Source organism: Clostridium thermopalmarium DSM 5974 (genome assembly GCF_002995795.1).
Taxonomy (GTDB): domain Bacteria; phylum Bacillota; class Clostridia; order Clostridiales; family Clostridiaceae; genus Clostridium_H; species Clostridium_H thermopalmarium.
The window spans coordinates 1-18,490 of record NZ_PVXN01000032.1 but is presented as its reverse complement, the minus strand read 5'-3'; the positions used below and the strand labels follow the sequence as shown (position 1 = coordinate 18,490).

Here is an 18,490-nt window from a genome sequence, read left to right as displayed (position 1 = left end):
TGTGTTAGGCACGCCGCCAGCGTTCGTCCTGAGCCAGGATCAAACTCTCATATTAAAAGTTTAATCTACTCATAAGTCATTGACTGGCTTTTATTTACCTTAATTCTGTTTAATTTTCAAAGACCAATTTTTCATCATCTCTCGACGACTTCCTCAGTATATCACTTTAAAACTTTTTTGTCAACACTTTTTTAAAAATTTAATTTTTAATTATTAAATTTAGTGATTATGCTTAGTGTCAGTCGTCTCTTGCAACAACATGGAATATCTTATCAAAATTAAATATACAATATTTAAGTATATACCCCATAAAATAAACTTAAATTACTCATTCTTTAAATTTCTATTTATATCTTCATATTTCACATATTGATACGCCTAAGAAAGTGTACAGCAGCACTTTTATTAGTGGAGAGTGAAGGAGTGGATAGGTTTGGATAACAAAGACGCCAGGGCATTAGGTTTAGCCGCTGGCGTCTTGACTTCTTCACTAGAAATAAATTTTTGAGCAGTTATTTCTTAATATTCCTATTTTATATCCGTGTACTCCTCCTTAAACTCTCCGCCCATGTAGTCTTGAATTACAACTTCATATTTTGTATTACCAACTTCCTTAAAATCTTTTTTTATTTTTATATTGTAAGAAAACTTTTCTATATCTCCGTCATCTGTATCTATCAGATTATTGTTTTTATCCTGCATATCAATTTTTGAAATTAAATCACTTTTTACAACTTCTCCGTTGGTATATATAGGTACTGTTTTTGCTAATTTTTTATCTGCATAGACATTAATCTTTATGTCTTTTATTTTAAATTTTTCTTGTCCCTTATAATTATTATTAATATTCATCTCTAAACTTATGATTTCTTTATCTTTTGAACTACCACTTTCAAATATATGTGTATATATTCTATTTTCTATCTCATCCTTAAAGAATATATATAGTAACTCCTCACTTCTTGACTTGCTTGGACCTTGTGCTAAAATTTTAAATCTGTAATTTTCTCTATATGGAAGTTTTATTTTTTTAGAAAATCTCAAACCATAAGAAATATTTAATGGAACCTTCTTCCACTCTATTTCCTCTGGAGATTCTTCATTTATTTTTCCATACAAAAGATAAACCATGGAGTTATTTTCTAGTTCTTTTAAATTTCCATATATCATTATAGTAGCATTTTTATAATCCTTATCAATTTCTAATATCTTATAATTCTTGCTAGTAACCCAGTCTTGCTTTGAACCTATTTTATTTAAATCACTAGAAAGTTCATTAATACTTCGTTCTAAATAGTTTAATTTGCTAAAATTTCTACTGATATCCTCAGTTACATTATTAAATCTAAGTATTATGATTGCATTTAATGCTAGGGAAATTACTAGGAACAACACTAATATTTTATCCCATATTTTATTCATTTATCTGTCATCTCCCCTAAAGTGTTAAAATTCAACCCCATGTTCTAACAACTTGCTTAACTTCTTTAAATTATTATACCACTTATGTTTTACTAATTCCCTACTTATATTAATTTATATATTTAATTTATATTTTACTTAGTGAAATGTCAAATATTAAGTATGTGTTAATTTTTATTAAAAGAAGATGGGTTATTGTACAATAGAAAATAATTTCTAGGTGCGACAGCGCTTTTTATTTTTACAAATAAAAAAGTAGGCTACAAAGAACCTATTTAATATGTCCAACAAAAATTATACAAGGCATACTCTTCTAGAGGAAGAAAATCAGCAGTTGAGCCTAAAGTTCTATTTAGAGTATGTAACTGGAGTTGAAGTATTTCAAAATAGAGCCGATACTAACTACACTAATACCATTTTTGGAGAATATGAAATCTAATTTATGAATTAAATATAGAAATATAATAGCACATTCTGGATATGACAGCGAAAAGAATTATCTTTACTTAGAAGGTAACGATCAAAAATACTGCATAAAGCCACAAATACCTGTTTTAAAAAAAGGAGCACCGCTCCTAACTTATTTTAAAGTTATTTTGCGACACTCCCTTTTTAATCTATTCAGTTTCTCCACAAAGGAATAATAATTGTTTCCATCTCTTATCAACTTCAGCTTGAATTTCAGCTATAATAGCTTTTCCTTCTTCTGATTTGAATAAGTGTCTGAATCTTCCTTGTGGTTTTAACCATTCTTCTACTGGTAATTTTTCCTTTGGTTTATAAGTTAATTTGTATTGTCCATCAACTACTTCATATAATGGCCACCAGCAAGTTTCTACTGCTAACTTAATTAAATCTAATTCAGTTGCAGTATCGCATCTCCATCCTCTTGGACATGGAGTTAATACGTTAATGAACTTTGCACCCTTAACTTCATTTATAGCTTTGTTTGACTTATTATATAAGTCCATCATATATTTAGTTCCAGGTATTACAGGAACAGTTTGAGCTACATATGGTAAATGATGTCCTACCATTATCTGAGTTAAATCTTTTCTATTTTGTTCTTTTCCTAAAGATTTCTTTCCTTGAGGACTTGTAGTTGTGTCAGCTCCTTTTGGAGTAGCTGATGATCTTTGAATACCTGTATTCATATATGCTCCGTTATCATAACAAACGTAAAGCATATCATGTCCTCTCTCCATTGCTCCTGATAGAGATTGGAATCCTATATCGTAAGTACCACCGTCTCCACCAAATGTTATAAATTTATAGTTATCTTCAACTTTTCCTCTTGCCTTTAATGCTTTATAAGCAGCTTCTACACCACTAGCTGTAGCAGAAGCGCATTCAAAAGCTGTATGAATGTATGAATCCTTCCATGCACTGTATGGGTATACTCCAAGTGAAACCTCTAAACATCCTGTAGCATTTGAAACTACAACTTTATCCTCTTCTTTTACAGCCTTTAAAACCCATTTTACAACCATTGGAGCACCACAACCAGCACACATTCTATGTCCGCCAGTTATTCTATCTTGGACATTAGTTAATTCTTTTAATGTTGCCATTTACAGCACCTCCTATTCCCTTACTTCTAGATATACGTGTCTTTGATATTCGCCAGTTTGTACTGCTTTTTGTAGCATATCGTATACTTTTTCTATACTGCTAACTTTAACGTCTCTTCCTCCAAGACCATACATAACTCCCATAACAACCTTATTGTCTACTCTTCCATATAAAGAACTTACTACATCAGTGTATAATGGGCCGCCGTTTCCAGACATACCTTCTGCCTTGTCCATTATAGCTATAGCTTTAACATTCTTAAGAGCTTCAGCAATTTCTTCTCCTGGGAATGGTCTGAATAATCTTATTTTAAGAAGACCTGCCTTAACTCCTCTATCTCTTAAATCATCAACAGCTTTTTTAGCTGTTCCTGCTGATGATCCTATAATAACTATGGCATATTCAGCATCTTCTAATCTATATTCTTCAAATAATCCATATTTTCTTCCTGTTAATTCTTCAAATTCCTTAGCTACATCTAAACATACTTTCTTAGCATTTAATAGACCTTCTAGTTGAGATCTCTTCATTTCCATATATACATTTTGAAGACCTAGAGCACCTATTAATTTATTCTCTTTTCCAAGAAGACTATTTTCAACTCTATTATTTTCTCCAACAAAGTTTTGAACATCTTCTTTTTTGCTGAACATATGGAAGTTTTCTACAGCGTGAGATGTAATGAATCCATCATAACAAACCATAGCTGGAGTCATAACATCTGGATGTTCAGTTATTCTTACTGCTTGAATAAAGTTATCATATGCTTCTTGAACATTTTCAGCATAAAGTTGAATAAATCCTGTATCTCTTTCACCCATTGTATCTGAGTGGTCATTGTGTATATTGATTGGAGCTGATAATGCTCTGTTTACTGCAGCGATTACTAATGGAAGTCTATCCCCTGCAGCTATATATAACATTTCATGCATAAGAGCCATTCCTTGAGAAGAAGTTGCAGTGAATACTCTTGCTCCTGCTGCTGATGCTCCTATACAAGCACTTATAGCACTATGTTCTGATTCTACTGGTACAAATTCAGTTGTACATAATCCATTTGCTACAAATGATGAAAAATATTGTGGAACTTCTGTTGATGGTGTTATAGGGAATGCAGCCATAACATCTGGATTGATTTGCATCATTGCTGTAGCAACTGCTTCATTACCACTTAAACTCTTTCTTATTTGTTCAGCCTTTGCCATTCTTGTTCCTCCTTCCTATTCTTCTAATACGAAGTCTAATGCACCAAATTTACATTGTGTTGTACAAACTCCGCATCCCTTACAGAAATCATAATCTATTTTTACCATCTTACCGTCTTTAACTATTATCGACATGTCAGGACAAACACTCCAACAGAACATACAATGTTTACATTTATCCTCATGCCAAACTGGTTTCATTGATCTCCAATCACCAGTTTTAAATTCTACAGCATTACCTGCATCTAAAACTTCTCCACCTATTGGATACTCATGCCATTTTGTATCTGGAGTTATATTCATTCTCTTACTCAATTCCTTTCACCTCCTGAAGTGATCTCTTAAGAGCTTCCATGTTTTTAGGAATAACATGAGGTTTATTTGCGAATTTATGATTAAATGAGTTTTCCATATCTCTTATAAATTGCTCTTCTTCTAATACTCCACTTACTTTAACTATTGCTGCAAGCATTGGAGTGTTAGGGAAGTTTGCACCTAATATTTCCTCAGAAATACCTTTCGCATCTATTGTATAAACTTTTCCCTCATATCCATTTAACTCAGGTCTAATTTCTTCAGGTGTCTTTTTAGTGTTAATTATTATTGCACCTTCTTTTTTTAACCCCATAGTACAAGGAACTGATTTTAATAAACTTTCATCTACTACTACAACATAATCTGGTTCATAAATATTGCTGTGCACTCTTAACGGAAAGTTAGCTATTCTGTTATATGCTGTTATTGGTGCACCCATTCTTTCTGGACCGTATTCTGGGAATCCTTGAATATACATTCCTGTATTGAAGGCAACTTCTGCTAAAAGCAATGATGCTGTCTTAGCACCTTGTCCACCACGGCCATGCCAACGAATTTCAATTAATTTGTTATCCATTATTTATTTTTCCTCCCTTCACCTTATAAAGAATACTCATCATTATGCTATTTTTTATTGTGCAGCAGTATTTTGAAAACGTATAATATCAGTAGAACAGATTGTCCATCCTACGCATACAATTTTCCTCTGTACTGATACACCTGCTATTATTTTATATAACAGTTGTTTATTTAAATTGTAACAATATTTTTTTACTTATGTCAAGCGAAAACGTTTAATTCATTTAAAAAATTCTTTATTTTTCTACAAAATTATACAAATGTCCATACAATGCCCACACAAAGTTTAATGGAGACTTAGTCTCCATTAAACCTTTTTATAATAAATCCCTAATTACTATGCTTCTATCTCTGCTGTAGCCTCTGTTTTTAATTCTTTATCCCATTTCCAAGGGTTCTTTTTTATAATTCCATCAGCAAATGGTATGAACATAGATATTACTGCTGATATAGCAAGAATGTGTATATACCAAACTAAAGGTAACACCTGGAATGGAGATACAGTTCCTTTAGTAAAACTTAATAACATTAACATCTGAGCACCATATGGTATAATTCCTTGCATTATACAAGAGAAGGTATCTAATAATGATGCACTTCTACGAGGGTCTACCTTATACTTATTACACATTTGCTTTGCTATAGGTCCATTAATTATAATTGCAACAGTGTTGTTAGCAACTGCAGCATCTGTTAAGGCAACAAGAGCTGCTATACCAGCTTCTGCTGATTTTCTTCCCTTCATCATTTTTTGTATTTTATCCAATAAGAATTGGATTCCGCCTGCTTTGGTTACCATTTCAGCAAGTCCACCAGTTAACATTGATAGTAAGAAAATATCTATCATGCCTTTAAATCCTTCAAATATTTGTTGTGAGAAAGTTAATACTGTTAAATCTCCATAAGTTAAACCTATTATACCAGATAAAATAGTTCCTCCTGTTAATACAACAAAAACATTTACTCCAACTAAAGATAATACTAATACAAATAAATATGGTAGAACTTTTATAATATTGAAATCATAGCTTTGCATTGCAGGTATAGTTTCTGGTCTTCCGAATATAAGTAATAATATTAGTGTTATAATAGCTGCTGGTGCTGCTATAAATATATTTACTCTAAACTTATCTCTCATTTCACATCCTTGGGTTCTAGTAGCAGCTATAGTTGTATCGGATATTACTGATAGATTATCTCCAAACATTGCTCCTCCAAGTACAGCAGCTAGTGTAAGTGGAAGAGATAATCCTGCCTTTTCAGCAAGTCCTACAGCTATTGGCGATATAGCTACGATTGCGCCAACTGAAGTTCCTGTAGATAGTGATATAAAACAAGCTATTACAAACAATCCAGCTACTATATAATTTGCTGGTATATAAGTTAATCCTAAGTTAACAGTTGAATCAACTCCACCCATTGCTTTGGATACGGTTGCAAATGCTCCAGCTAATAAATATATAGTACACATTATAATTATATCTGGATTTCCACACCCTTTTACAAAGGTATCAAACTTTTCATTAATTGTTCCTTTTAAAAGTAAGAATGCGCTTATAATACCACAAAATACTGCAACTGGCGCTGGGAATTGATAAAACGCCATCTCTACACCTTTTGTTTGAAGAATTAGTCCACTTCCAAGATAAATTGCAATAAAAATCACAAAAGGTATTAATGCTTTTCCACTTGATACTGACTTACCTGATTTATTATCCATAGTGTTCCCCCCTAGATTTTAATAATTTTTTATCTTATTAAACGTTTACTAAAAACGTAAAATAATACCTTCCCTCTTATCCCTCATTCAATTAATGTTTTAATATAGCTGCAATAGAATAAATCAAATTGCAGCTATATTTCAATATAGTAAGTTAAAATTATTATAGAAGACTAATTTATTTTACTATCATATCTAGAGCTTGTTTTAAATCTGCAATTATATCTTCAGCTGTTTCAAGTCCAACAGATAGTCTAACTAAACCTTCACTAATTCCTGCCGCAGCTCTTTCTTCTGGAGTATATGGTGAGTGAGTCATAGAAGCTGGGTGTTGAATTAATGTTTCTGTATCTCCTAAACTTACTGCAAGACTTGCTAGCTTAACATTATTCATAACCATTTTTCCTTCTTCAATTCCACCCTTAAGTTCAAATGCTATCATAGCTCCTGGTAATTTCATTTGTTTCTTAGCTAATTCATAGTACTCAAAGCTCTTTAATCCTGGATAGTATACTTTTTCAACTGCTGGATGGCTTTCTAAGAATTCTGCAACTTTCATAGCATTTTCACAGTGTTTTTCCATTCTAACTTCTAATGTTTTCATACCTCTTATTATTAAGTAAGAGTTGAATGGGCTTGGAACTGCTCCAGTCATATCTTTGATACCAACTAATCTAACTTGAGTCATAAGTTCTTTTGAACCAACTGCAAATCCGGCTATAACGTCTCCATGTCCGTTTAAGTATTTAGTTGCAGAGTGAACAACAACATCAGCTCCAAGTTCTAATGGCTTTTGAATATATGGAGTATTGAATGTGTTATCAACAATAACAATACATCCTTCATTTTGATGAGCTATCTTTGATACAGCTTCTATATCAGTAATTTTTAATGTTGGATTAGCAGGTGTTTCTAAGTAAACAACCTTTGTATTAGGTCTCATAGCATTTTTAATTTCTTCAAGATTGCTTGAATCTACAAAAGTAACATCTACTCCGAATTTAGTAAGTCCATGATTTAATAATGCAAAAGTACATCCATAAAGAGTATCTGCTGCAACTACATGATCTCCAGCCTTTAATACTGTCCATAATACTGCAGATATAGCTCCCATTCCTGAAGCTGTTGCAACTGATGCTTCTCCACCTTCTAATAAAGCTACTTTCTCCTCTAATTCTGTGCTTGTTGGATTTCCTAGTCTTGAATATATATATCCATCTTCTTCTAGAGCAAATCTTCTTCCACCTTGTTCTGCAGAATCAAATATAAATGTTGAAGTTTGATATATAGGTGTAGCAAGAGATCCAAATTGTGCATCCTTTATATGTCCACCATGTATAGTTTTAGTTCCAAATCCCATTTTCATCATGCTGTCTTTATTCATCTTAAATCCCCCTTAGGTTTATAATTATTTTAATTGTTATTTATCCTTACGCAATATTATATTAGCAACTTACGTGCCAACTTTTCTTTTAAACAATTATTTTATTATATCTCCTTAATTTAGGGATTTTACGACAAATTATTATGACAAAATTCATTTATTATTCTCTTGTGTAAACAATTTCAACCACTTTCTTCAAAAAAGCGGAACGGAAAATTTCCACGTGTAAACTATTCGTTCCACTTTATTTTATACTTGTCCATTTTGTTTATTACAGTAGTGTGTGAAACTCCTAGTGCCTTTGCAGCTTTTCTACAGCTCTTGTGTTTCTTCAATGCCTTTATTATAGCTTCTTTTTCACAAGCCTCAACTAAGTCCTTTAGTTTAAACTCCTCTTCTTCCACTTTAGATATATTATTTAATAACTTAGGCGTTTCATTAAGTCCTATAATTAAGTGCTCTTTTCCTAAAAGATCTTTAGAACATAAATTCATAGCCCTTTCTATGACATTTTGAAGTTCTCTTATATTTCCCGGCCAAGAATATTCTATAAGACTATTAATAAATTCTAATTCTACACCTAAAATTTTTTTATTAAGCTTTCTATTTAACTTATCTATAAAAAAGCTAACTAAGTTAGGTATATCTTCTGTTCTTTCTCTTAACGGCGGAATAAATATAGGTATAACGTTTAATCTATAGTACAAATCTTGTCTAAACTTTCCCTCTTGCACCATCTGTTCTAAATTCCTATTGGTGGCAGCAATTATTCTTACATCTACTTTTTCTTCCTTGGTACTTCCTACCTTTCTTATAGTTCCCTCCTGCAATACTCTTAGAAGCTTGGCCTGTAATATTAATGATAGTTCACCAACCTCATCTAAAAACAGAGTACCCTCATCAGCTTCTTTAAAAAGTCCTTCTTTATTGGTAACAGCTCCTGTAAAACTTCCCTTCTCATATCCAAAAAGTTCACTTTCAATTAAATTATCGGGGAGTGCCGCACAATTTATAGCAACAAATTTTTTATTTTTTCTATCACTTAAATTCTGAATAGCTCTTGCAAAAAGCTCTTTACCAGTTCCACTTTCTCCTCTTAATATAACAGTAGAGTTACTTTTTGCTACCGCCTTAACCATATCTTTCACTCTTGTAATAGCAGGACTATTTCCTATTATTTCTTTAAAAGCTCCTTCATCTGTGCCTGAAACCACATTAGCTATTTCTATCGCCTTTTTTATATCTCTAATTGAAGCAACTACTCCAATAGTGTTATCATTATCATCCTTTACTGTTCTTCCGCTGGTTAAATAATGGCTTTCTCCTCTATCTGTTTTTATATTAACTTCAACATTGTTATACTCTTCTCCGCTTACTAAAGCTTTTATCATAGGAGGATCATGTACTATAGTTCTTATATCTTTGCCTAATACATCTCTTTTTTTATAATGAAATATATCTTCACAATAATCATTAAATATTTCTATTTCTAAATTTTTATTTATATACAATATTCCATCATCAACAGAGTTAATTATTGCGAAAAGTTTTCGTTCATTTTTTTCATGTTCTAATAATTCAATTTCCCTTATATCATCGACGCCATCAATAGTACGTATATGAGTTATTAGCAAATCCTTTTTATCTTGTCCTATTTCATTTATTTTTATATAAACCTTTTCAGGAAATACCTCCAAAGAGATAAGATTTATATTTAATTTATAGATCTTATATAATATTTCTAGAGTTATTCCCATTCTATCTTTTGTTATTATTTCAAATCTAATATATTTTTCCATTATATATCTCCTAACAAAGATATTTTATCAATTTCAATGGTATATTATAATTTGTATTATATCAATACTATTTTGTTGTAAATTAATATATTAATTTACAACAATATATTAATTTACAACAAAAACTTAAATACAATCAAAAATATAACTCCCGGAATTCCAAAAAAACCAGCAATTAATGCCGTCCAAATATTTATGCCGATAGTAAATCCTAAATACTCTCCAAAGAAATTTACAACTATTAAAAGTATAGTTCCTAAAATCCCATTAACAATTAGCTTCCATAAAATTTTTATTGGACATAATAACATTTTCACTACTAAAAACAATAATATAATTGCCACAGCAAAGTACAATATATAATTCATAATAAAATCACCTCACTATACATCATTTATATGTAATATATTAAAAAAGCTTCTGATTTATGTAATGGAGAACAAACATAAACCAGAAGACACAAATGGAATATTCTCTAAATAAATTTACAAGGCTATGCACCTCAAACAAACTTCTTTCCCTTTTCAAATAAAGTCCTTTTATAGACAGCCCTCAAACCCTTGAGAATACTGGCTTGTTATTCTCTTCCAATTATCCGTTTATTTACTCCATTTTTGTTTTTCACAATTTAAAGTAGTTGCATTTTTGATTTTTCAATGGAAAAAATGAAAATAAAGTAGTTGCAAAATTGAGGATTTATAGAGAGTTAAGGAAGAAGGTTTAAGGAGAATTCTTTCCATTTCTTCTCTCCATTTTTACTTCCATTCAATCTCTCAATCCATTGATTTTACTGAATTTAAACCTTATCCCTAATAAACCATGTTTTCTAATACTACTTTATTTACCCCGTTTCATACATTTGAAAAATGAAAGGAGTTTATTTGATGTAGACATAGATACAGGAACAAGGGATAAGGAGCAAGGGAATAAGGATACCATTATATATATAAATTTGTTTTCGATATCAGATTATCTTTTATTTATATAGATTTTTATACCAGCATTCTTTTCCTTCCCGTTTTATTTCAATTCTATCATATTCAATTGATTCTCCGACTAAATATCTCCATACTTCAACATCATCAAGTATTCCATCATATCTTCTTATAAAAGTTTCTACTAGACTTTCTCCTTTTTTATTAAAATCATCTTGGAAAACTATAATTTTTCTTTCAGCAATTATTCTAGAAAGATAAAAGACTGCTTCTATTGCAGTTGATATTTTAGCAGAAGGAAAGTTATCATCCTTTGTCCAAGTATAACTTTTACATTCTGCTACAATGGAGTTATCCAATGAAACCAAATCAAACTTATGAACTTTATTAACACCTACAATTAATGGCTTTTCATAGAAACTATCCTTAAGTTTTCTATTTAAATATAATCCCACTCTGTTTTCAAATTCATCAAAAGGGAGCCTTGAAAAAACGCCATTATTATTTGTGTTTTGTAGATTCGAGCGATGATTCTGACTGTTTACTTCATGATTTACCACTTCGTTATTATACGTATGACCAATACCATTTACTATTTTAATCTTTTTACAGTATGAACATTCGCCTTTACAACGGTTTATCATATCTTGCCTAAATAATTTATTACAAACAGCATTAATAGTTTGACGTGGTTCGATGCTCAGCAATTTTGATAAACAGTCATCGCAGAAGTATTTATCTTTATTATCTAAATAGTTTTTAATTACCTCACTATGCTTATCCATTCTGTATCTCCTTTATGGGAAACTTCTCATCTTTTTAGGAACATCATCTCATAAAAATATATCAGAACAATTACTTTATTCCTCAGATATCTATATTATATCATTCATTTTCTATATATCTTCTTTTTTATAATTTATCTTTTTGCACATACCTTGATTAAATTATTATCATCTAGATTAGAATGTTAGAAAATTAGCATCATATCCTTCATCCTCTAATGCTTCTTTAATCTTTTCTTGAACTTTTTCCATATACCCTGGCTTAACCCCTGCTGTTTCTACCAAATTCCATAGTGTCATCTCTTTTCCCTGTCTGTCTATTTCCTCAATACCCCACTTTATTTTTCTTATATGGAATTCTTCCAGACTTTCTAATTCTGAGTCTATATATGCCTTTGTCAATGGGAGTTTCTCCTTCCTTTTAGAGAGCCAGCCGCTAATCCCTAACTTGCCTCCTACAGTTGACCATGTTATCCTTTCAGGCTTGCCTTCTTTCATTTCTTTTACAACCTTTTTTACTTGTGGGAGCAATTCAGCATCTCTTTTTTCCCAATCAACACTATTAACTTTTGTTTTTATCCTGCGATAATTTTGTTCCAACCATTGACTATCATATTTTTTCAGCCAGGCATACAATCCATCATTATTTCTTCTTATCTTATTACTACTTTTATCGGGATATTGGACGTGAAGTTGAAGCCATTTTCTCCTGAATTCTTCTCGTTTTATATTAAATTCTTCAGTATCAGTATATTTTTGGTGGAGATATTTTCCTCCACCATTATACTTCCAGAATGGCTCAATCCCTAACCTATCAATCGCTTTTCTTATTGTTTTCGTAGATGCTTTTAAAATATCTGCTATATCTCTTATAGATAATCCTGACTGGGCAAGTTCTATCAGTCTCTGGTCCCACAGTTCCTGATACGCATCAATATTATTCTCATCTTCATCATTAAAACCAAGTTTTATATTAAACAAATCAGTAACTGAAATGCCAAGAAACCTCGCTAATAATAGATATCTTACTGTATAAGTTGTTCTATTATTTTTTCTTACCATATCTGATAGCCAACCTCCACTATTATTTGATACAAGAGATTGAACTAGTTGTAAATATTCATGTCCATAAAAGTCTACAAAGTCTTGCTTTAATTTCTTCTGGTGAATATAGTTATTCATTCTTGCATAGCCTTTTTCAACTAACTTGACTCGGAACTGACTTTGAAACCATTCAGGCTCCTTAAATCCAAACTGATTGTTTAAAAGTATTTCTGCATCCTCTGCCGTCCAAAGCATCTTCTCCATTAAATCATCTGGGTAATTTATTTCTTTTTCTACTTTACAATTCTCATTAGATGCACTAATAAATCTCTGCCTGTTTCCTGCTCTTATAAGTTCCGTACTATTATAAAGGGGCATCTTATGCTTAGAACATACAAATACCCCCGTAATTTGATGGCTTCTGTGCCAGTACGGCTCTCCAAATCTTTCTACGTCTTCTTTAAAACATTCGGGACAAAATCTAAAATATTTATTTAAAATAATGGAATTTGATATTAAACCTATTCTTATATAGGAAACAGCACCCTCACCGTTTCTCATAGTTTGAATTATTTTTTTAGCACGTTCCTGAGGAATAAATGCTGCAAGAAAAGGAAATAAGGTGTGCTTAAAGATAAAGTATTCTGCTGTATATTTTGTATTTACAGGCATATTTTCGATTAATGCATCGAGTTGTGTAGGCAGTTCCATTACTGCTATACAGTTCCTTGTTCCAAACAAGTCCTCAAAGTTATGAATTTCCTTTATGTTTCCACTTCGCATACAATAGCGTGCTAACGTACTATATAGTACTTCATCTGGATAAGGCACAGGAAAAAAGTTCACCATACCACCTCCATAGAAAAAATATCATCCTCAAAACTTATAATATACCCAGATTCCTTTAAAGCCTCATAAGCGCTTTTATTATCTTTTTTACCCTGTTCAACAACATTACGGATATCAAGCAGATTTGTCGTACTCTGTTTTTCCTTTCTTCCTTTTACCTTCCTTGTTCCCTTTTTCTTCATCTCTTCTTTAATCCTATCATCTTTAAGCAGCGCCATCGCATCTTCCACAATACCATCTACACTTACATCCTGATTTTTAGAAAGCATAGTATCAATTATTTTCTCAGCCTTCTTAGCATCTACGCCTAAATCAACAAGTTTTAATACGCCTTCCTTTTTTTGTTCCATGAGGTTTTCCTGCTTCATTTTGTTCTGTGTTTTCTTTATTTCCTTTGCCCGCAAATCCAGGTTAATAGTTTCTTTCGTCCAGGTTAAAAAGTCATTGAAATCAACACCTGCCATGCAGATATCCTCGTACTTAGCAATTTCTCTGATATTCCCTGTTTTTAATGCAGTCAGCATTGGCTGTACTAATTTTAAATTCTCCTTCGCCGCCTTTCTAATAATATATGGAGTTATCTCTTCCTTTCCTGATGAAATGGCGTAGGCTTGAGCAATGGCATAGACTTTTTTTAATAAATCAGGTATTCCCTGCGTTTCCTCATATAAAATACTGCTTATTTCAGAAGTAAAGGGAGTTTCTTTCCTCGTCCACTGGTAGTGCCATATAGAACTTACTAATAAATCCCACACCTCATCTTTTTGAATCCTGTCGCATACCATATCGCCACCAAGACCTGACCCTCTTCGTGCCTGTCTGAAATCCCCCTGAAGTACCTTAACTGCCTTTGGGGTTCCCACTAAAATAACTGGCACCCCTACATTATTTACAAGGTTTACAAAGAAATTCAGCATTTTTTCGCTTCCTCCCGATTTAGCCATGCTTAAATGCTGGATTTCATCTATAATTAATATGCCTAAAGAGCAGTTTCTGACTACCTGATTCATCACCGTCATCATGGCATCTGCTGTTGCCCTTGTCCTCATCATCTTTTGATAATAGTTGGTTCCCAATAGCCTGTCTATTTCTGAAAAAAATTCATACAGCAATCCCTTGATAGACCCGTCATGAGGACACTCTAATTTTACCCATACTACCTGATACGCTGAAAAAGGGATGCCTCTATACTCCGAATGAACAATAACTTGTGGATACATATTTAGTATACGCTTTAATGAAGATGTCTTCCCTAATCCCGATATGCCTATAAGAGTAAATCCAAAGGATGATGGATAAAACCCATCATCCTTTGAATTTACAGGATTCGTTCCATAGTAGTCCCTGCAAAAGCCATGAGCCAGTTTACTTTCAAACGGATTTCGGAAAACATACCCCTGACGCAGGGTACGTGATATCTTTCTTTCCAGTTCTATATTCATTGGTAAGGGCTGAAAGACTTGAAAGAGCCTGTCTACCATATAAATTCTGTAGTGGCTGTCCAACTTCCTTTCATTTTGGTGGTATTGAGGATAAAAAGCCAGTTTTTCTACCACTTTATGAGGAGAAAGAAGATTTGGAAGTGCTTCTATGAAAGGATTATCCTGATAATCTGGTATCACCTGTTCCTTATATTCTGCTTCTTCTGCCATGCTGCCATTAGGAATTATTATCTTCTTCACCCTTCAGCACCTCCTTCTGCCTTTTAAAAAGCAACTGCAGGGTATTCATCCCTTCTTCAAAATCTTCTTCATTAAATACGCTGCTGTCATAATCTCCTTCGTTATTTCCTAGTTTAAATGCTTCTTCCGCCCTTCTTGCTGTTTTTTCAATCTTCCTGTTTCCCCTTATGTTTTTTACCCTCTGCCTGTCGCTCTCTGCAGTACTTGTCTCCCTTTTATAATCTTCATACGCCTGTTTTACGATATCTTCTATTTCTGCAATCAGTTTTGTTTTTGCTTGTGCCACCGAATCTTTACTTTTCTCTTTCTGCATTCTTTCTACCGCCAACAAATACTCTATTTCCTCAATTGCTTTATCTTTATATCTGGTACTGCTCTCTATTAAAAAACATTTCTCATATTCTTTGGGATTATCGCCACAGACATAAATGCAGTTCATATTGCGTGGATCGTAACTTATCTTTACTCTCCACCTTCCATTTGTCCGTGCATTTGCAAATACATCATTTTTTAGCATGTTTGAAGATATATAATACATATCTTTATATTTTATTCCTTTTTCAGTAACTACCGCTGTATCAGAAGGCATAAGGGCCAATTTAACAATGTCCTCCGATATACTCCGCAGGGTTCCTCCCCTGTTTGCAATTCCCCAGTTCCAAAGTTCAATGGGAATGCAGGGGACATCATCCTCCACCATCATTTCGTCCCGCTTATAGTAATCTAAGTGATAATAGTTATTGTGGTATAAAATGCACTTTATCATAATCTGTGTAAACTGGTATAAATCGAGTTTTGCTTTCAGTCGGTAGTCCTTGTCCCCTCTTTCCCTGCCGTCTAAATCTACAGCACCAGGTAAAAATGGTTTTACTCTCTCATTGGTAAGGCCAAAGAACCGTTCTACCGCTGATTTCAAGTCTGCACGGTATGGAGGTGTATTCTGCACTTTTATATTCAGCATGTTTATAAGGTTTTCAATGTTTCCTCCTTCCAGTTCTCCTCTATCAGCAATAATAGCCTCTGGTAAGTAGTGGACTGGCCAATCCTTCTCCTCTATTTCAATACCGTACTGTCTGCAATATTCTACTTTATTCATAGTTGCATTTAAAAGCGCCATCATGGCACCAGTATAGGAACCGCTCTCCAGTCCTATATAGATTCCGCATATCATACGGCTAAACTTGTCAATTACTGCATAAATGGCAGGTCTGCCTATGACCCAGTTTCTATTAAACCTTGATACTAAGTAGACATCACCTACCTGGCAGTCTATTTCAAAAGTTCCAGGCTGTATTACTCCGCTTAAAGCACTGCCCGTTATGGCTCTGTACTGCTTTAGAAATTTCTTGTTGCTATAGCGGCTGGTTATCTCTTTTTTTATATTACGCTCCTTCTCAAACCAATATCTGAACTGGCCAAAACTCGGAATCTCTGATTGAGGTTTTATGACAGGTATCTTTACGCCATTTTCTTCTTTAAAGCCGTCTGTAAAATATTCTTTCCTCATCAGTTCATATGTCAGCGTAAGAGAGTTTTTTGCTGTAGTGTAATAATATTTATTAACAGCAATGCGGAAAATTCTTTTAATATCCTCGGTTACATTTACCCCTTCTCCATTTATGTCCTGATACTTCCTTGGCCTGCCCCTTTTGGCATTTCCAGCCTTCCTCTCTTTACCTTTTCCCCCGCAGTTCCTATAGTCTGGTATTAATGCATTAGGTGTTTTCCCTCTTTTCCAGTACCGCTTAAGATACTCAAATACCCACAATTCACTTATATTATGAAATGCAGAAGCCTCACGAACTGCCTTCCTCCTGAAATGAGACTCAAAAATTTCTGGTTCGCAAGCCACCATATCCTTAATCACTTTCCAAGCATTGTCCCTCATCTTTTTATGTTTTTCTGGAATATCTTCTTCTTTTAATATAACTGCAAGCGTGTCATCTTCTTTAATAACTGCCCTTCCATTTATTAGCGCACTATCTATGTCTGCAGTACTGCGCAGATACGGAGCGCTGTTTTTGTTAACATCAATAACATACACTAATTCTTCATCCATCCAAAGTACTCTTTCTATGCTGGTACTTTCACTTTCATCCTTCCACTCGATTAGCGAATTAACTGTATACTTTAACAACTTCATGCCCTCCTTTACCGCTTATTTCAGGCAGGCGAAGTGAAGACCCACTCTCATTGAGATTGATAGGCTTATCCATATCGAGGGCTATCCTTTTTCCCGCAATTAAATGCTTAAACAGCAGTAACCCTGCCCCTGCATCCAAGGAATAGTCCTTTTCAAATTCTGATATAATTTTTCTGATATTTTGCTGATTATCTATAAGCCTATATAAAAGTCCATTTAGCAAATCATCAAACTCCTCCCTGGAAAGCCCGTTGCAGCCATCGGAAGTCATAGCAGAATGAATCCATTCGATGTTTTTTGCCCTGGTGTCGTTGATGTCCTTATTTGTCACAATACCCCAGTTAATTCCTTTAGCAGTCCAGTATCTTCTTTCAATCTCCAGTTTTTCAATTGTAGTCTTTTTTGATAATTCCGATGCATATTTTATGCTTCTTGCAGCGAAATTCTTTTGTCCATCAGGATTTAACAGCGTAATTAAAAATGTTGTAGTTAATATGTAGGGTTCTTTTGTTTTCTTATCTATAAACTTATCCAGTTTTAAATCTGCCGTATCTTCCAGTACTGTTTCCAGGTCTAAAAGCGGATAATGTTCCCTAATATCTACTACCTTCTCTTCCCAGTCTAATAGATAAAAGTATTTCAATTGAGAGTCAGAGAAGAAGTGGTGTATTCGCTGTGTAGTCCACCCAAATATCCTTGTTGCTCTTCCCATCGAAGGATAATCTTGTATAGTAAGCCATGGCTTATATTCCTTCCCTTCTCCCTGCCCCCTTCCTTCTTTTATCCATCTGCTTAATTTATTTGTATCCCAACTCGTATTTCTTTTAGCCATGCAAACACCTCCGTAAGTTAGAGTTTAGAAATAAAAAATGCCACTGACTCCAGGACACCTTTTATTAGATGTCTGTGTCAATGGCACTTAGTCCATTTGGACCTATGTCAATATCTTGGACACAAAAAGTTGAACAAATTATGCAGAATTTTTAGCTAAGTCCTCACACTTTTGAGGAGTTATATATCCTATGCTACTATGTATCCTTTTTCTGTTATACCAGG

15 protein-coding genes are annotated in these 18,490 nt (G+C 33.3%); 1 reads left to right on the top strand and 14 read right to left on the bottom strand.

What is annotated here, in order from left to right; all coding sequences use genetic code 11:
* Positions 1–528: 528 nt before the first annotated feature.
* The gene (locus CPAL_RS07080; protein WP_061859223.1) at positions 529–1,422 is read right to left on the bottom strand and encodes a hypothetical protein; all 894 of its coding nucleotides are present in this window, start codon (positions 1,420–1,422) and stop codon (positions 529–531) included.
* 280 nt (positions 1,423–1,702) lie between these two features.
* Here CPAL_RS07080 and CPAL_RS13875 point away from each other — a divergent pair, with 280 nt between their 5' ends.
* Positions 1,703–1,861, top strand: a complete 159-nt coding sequence (locus CPAL_RS13875; protein WP_156473407.1) for a hypothetical protein — start codon at positions 1,703–1,705, stop codon at positions 1,859–1,861.
* A gap of 178 nt (positions 1,862–2,039) precedes the next feature.
* On the opposite strand, the gene CPAL_RS07075 is transcribed toward CPAL_RS13875, so the two are convergent.
* The 13 genes from CPAL_RS07075 to CPAL_RS07015 all read right to left on the bottom strand — a co-directional run bounded on the left by CPAL_RS07075 (position 2,040) and on the right by CPAL_RS07015 (position 18,266).
* The gene (locus CPAL_RS07075; protein WP_061859224.1) at positions 2,040–2,993 is read right to left on the bottom strand and encodes a thiamine pyrophosphate-dependent enzyme; all 954 of its coding nucleotides are present in this window, start codon (positions 2,991–2,993) and stop codon (positions 2,040–2,042) included.
* Positions 2,994–3,005: 12 nt separating this feature from the next.
* Positions 3,006–4,199, bottom strand: a complete 1,194-nt coding sequence (gene porA, locus CPAL_RS07070; protein ID WP_061859225.1) for a pyruvate ferredoxin oxidoreductase — start codon at positions 4,197–4,199, stop codon at positions 3,006–3,008.
* A 15-nt stretch (positions 4,200–4,214) separates the two neighbouring features.
* Complete coding sequence (locus CPAL_RS07065; protein ID WP_061859226.1) at positions 4,215–4,514, bottom strand: 4Fe-4S binding protein; 300 nt, start codon at positions 4,512–4,514, stop codon at positions 4,215–4,217.
* Positions 4,507–5,091: a 2-oxoacid:acceptor oxidoreductase family protein gene (locus tag CPAL_RS07060; protein WP_061859227.1), complete on the bottom strand. Its 585-nt coding sequence runs from the start codon at positions 5,089–5,091 to the stop codon at positions 4,507–4,509. The genes CPAL_RS07065 and CPAL_RS07060 overlap by 8 nt, the downstream gene beginning before the upstream one ends.
* Positions 5,092–5,430: 339 nt before the next feature.
* On the bottom strand, positions 5,431–6,813 hold the full coding sequence (locus CPAL_RS07055; RefSeq protein WP_106024328.1) for a Na+/H+ antiporter NhaC family protein: 1,383 nt from the start codon (positions 6,811–6,813) through the stop codon (positions 5,431–5,433).
* 178 nt (positions 6,814–6,991) lie between these two features.
* A complete protein-coding gene (gene megL, locus CPAL_RS07050; RefSeq protein ID WP_106024327.1) occupies positions 6,992–8,197 on the bottom strand; it encodes a methionine gamma-lyase in 1,206 nt (401 codons plus the stop codon).
* Positions 8,198–8,427: 230 nt separating this feature from the next.
* Positions 8,428–9,996 (bottom strand): sigma 54-interacting transcriptional regulator, encoded by a 1,569-nt coding sequence (locus CPAL_RS07045; protein ID WP_061859230.1) that lies wholly within the window; start codon positions 9,994–9,996, stop codon positions 8,428–8,430.
* Between the two features lie 113 nt (positions 9,997–10,109).
* A complete protein-coding gene (locus tag CPAL_RS07040; RefSeq protein ID WP_061859231.1) occupies positions 10,110–10,364 on the bottom strand; it encodes a pro-sigmaK processing inhibitor BofA family protein in 255 nt (84 codons plus the stop codon).
* Between the two features lie 608 nt (positions 10,365–10,972).
* Entirely contained in the window at positions 10,973–11,716 is a 744-nt protein-coding gene (locus CPAL_RS07035) for a hypothetical protein (RefSeq protein WP_207654924.1), read from the bottom strand.
* Positions 11,717–11,893: 177 nt separating this feature from the next.
* Complete coding sequence (locus CPAL_RS07030; RefSeq protein ID WP_106024326.1) at positions 11,894–13,609, bottom strand: TnsD family Tn7-like transposition protein; 1,716 nt, start codon at positions 13,607–13,609, stop codon at positions 11,894–11,896.
* Entirely contained in the window at positions 13,603–15,291 is a 1,689-nt protein-coding gene (locus CPAL_RS07025; RefSeq protein WP_242976293.1) for an ATP-binding protein, read from the bottom strand. The genes CPAL_RS07030 and CPAL_RS07025 overlap by 7 nt, the downstream gene beginning before the upstream one ends.
* A complete protein-coding gene (locus CPAL_RS07020) occupies positions 15,269–17,428 on the bottom strand; it encodes a Mu transposase C-terminal domain-containing protein (protein ID WP_106024325.1) in 2,160 nt (719 codons plus the stop codon). Before CPAL_RS07020 ends, CPAL_RS07025 begins: the two co-directional genes overlap by 23 nt.
* Positions 17,409–18,266, bottom strand: a complete 858-nt coding sequence (locus tag CPAL_RS07015; protein WP_106024324.1) for a TnsA endonuclease C-terminal domain-containing protein — start codon at positions 18,264–18,266, stop codon at positions 17,409–17,411. The genes CPAL_RS07020 and CPAL_RS07015 overlap by 20 nt, the downstream gene beginning before the upstream one ends.
* Positions 18,267–18,490 lie beyond the last annotated feature (224 nt).

Bases quoted from the DNA above. Each gene is read 5' to 3' on its own strand.
- CPAL_RS07045 (WP_061859230.1), bottom strand. From the start codon at position 9,996: ATGGAAAAATATATTAGATTTGAAATAATAACAAAAGATAGAATGGGA.
- CPAL_RS07040 (WP_061859231.1), bottom strand. From the start codon at position 10,364: ATGAATTATATATTGTACTTTGCTGTGGCAATTATATTATTGTTTTTA.
- CPAL_RS07080 (WP_061859223.1), bottom strand. From the start codon at position 1,422: ATGAATAAAATATGGGATAAAATATTAGTGTTGTTCCTAGTAATTTCC.
- CPAL_RS13875 (WP_156473407.1), top strand. From the start codon at position 1,703: ATGTCCAACAAAAATTATACAAGGCATACTCTTCTAGAGGAAGAAAAT.
- CPAL_RS07015 (WP_106024324.1), bottom strand. From the start codon at position 18,266: ATGGCTAAAAGAAATACGAGTTGGGATACAAATAAATTAAGCAGATGG.
- CPAL_RS07030 (WP_106024326.1), bottom strand. From the start codon at position 13,609: ATGGTGAACTTTTTTCCTGTGCCTTATCCAGATGAAGTACTATATAGT.
- CPAL_RS07075 (WP_061859224.1), bottom strand. From the start codon at position 2,993: ATGGCAACATTAAAAGAATTAACTAATGTCCAAGATAGAATAACTGGC.
- megL (WP_106024327.1), bottom strand. From the start codon at position 8,197: ATGAATAAAGACAGCATGATGAAAATGGGATTTGGAACTAAAACTATA.
- CPAL_RS07035 (WP_207654924.1), bottom strand. From the start codon at position 11,716: ATGGATAAGCATAGTGAGGTAATTAAAAACTATTTAGATAATAAAGAT.
- CPAL_RS07060 (WP_061859227.1), bottom strand. From the start codon at position 5,091: ATGGATAACAAATTAATTGAAATTCGTTGGCATGGCCGTGGTGGACAA.
- porA (WP_061859225.1), bottom strand. From the start codon at position 4,199: ATGGCAAAGGCTGAACAAATAAGAAAGAGTTTAAGTGGTAATGAAGCA.
- CPAL_RS07055 (WP_106024328.1), bottom strand. From the start codon at position 6,813: ATGGATAATAAATCAGGTAAGTCAGTATCAAGTGGAAAAGCATTAATA.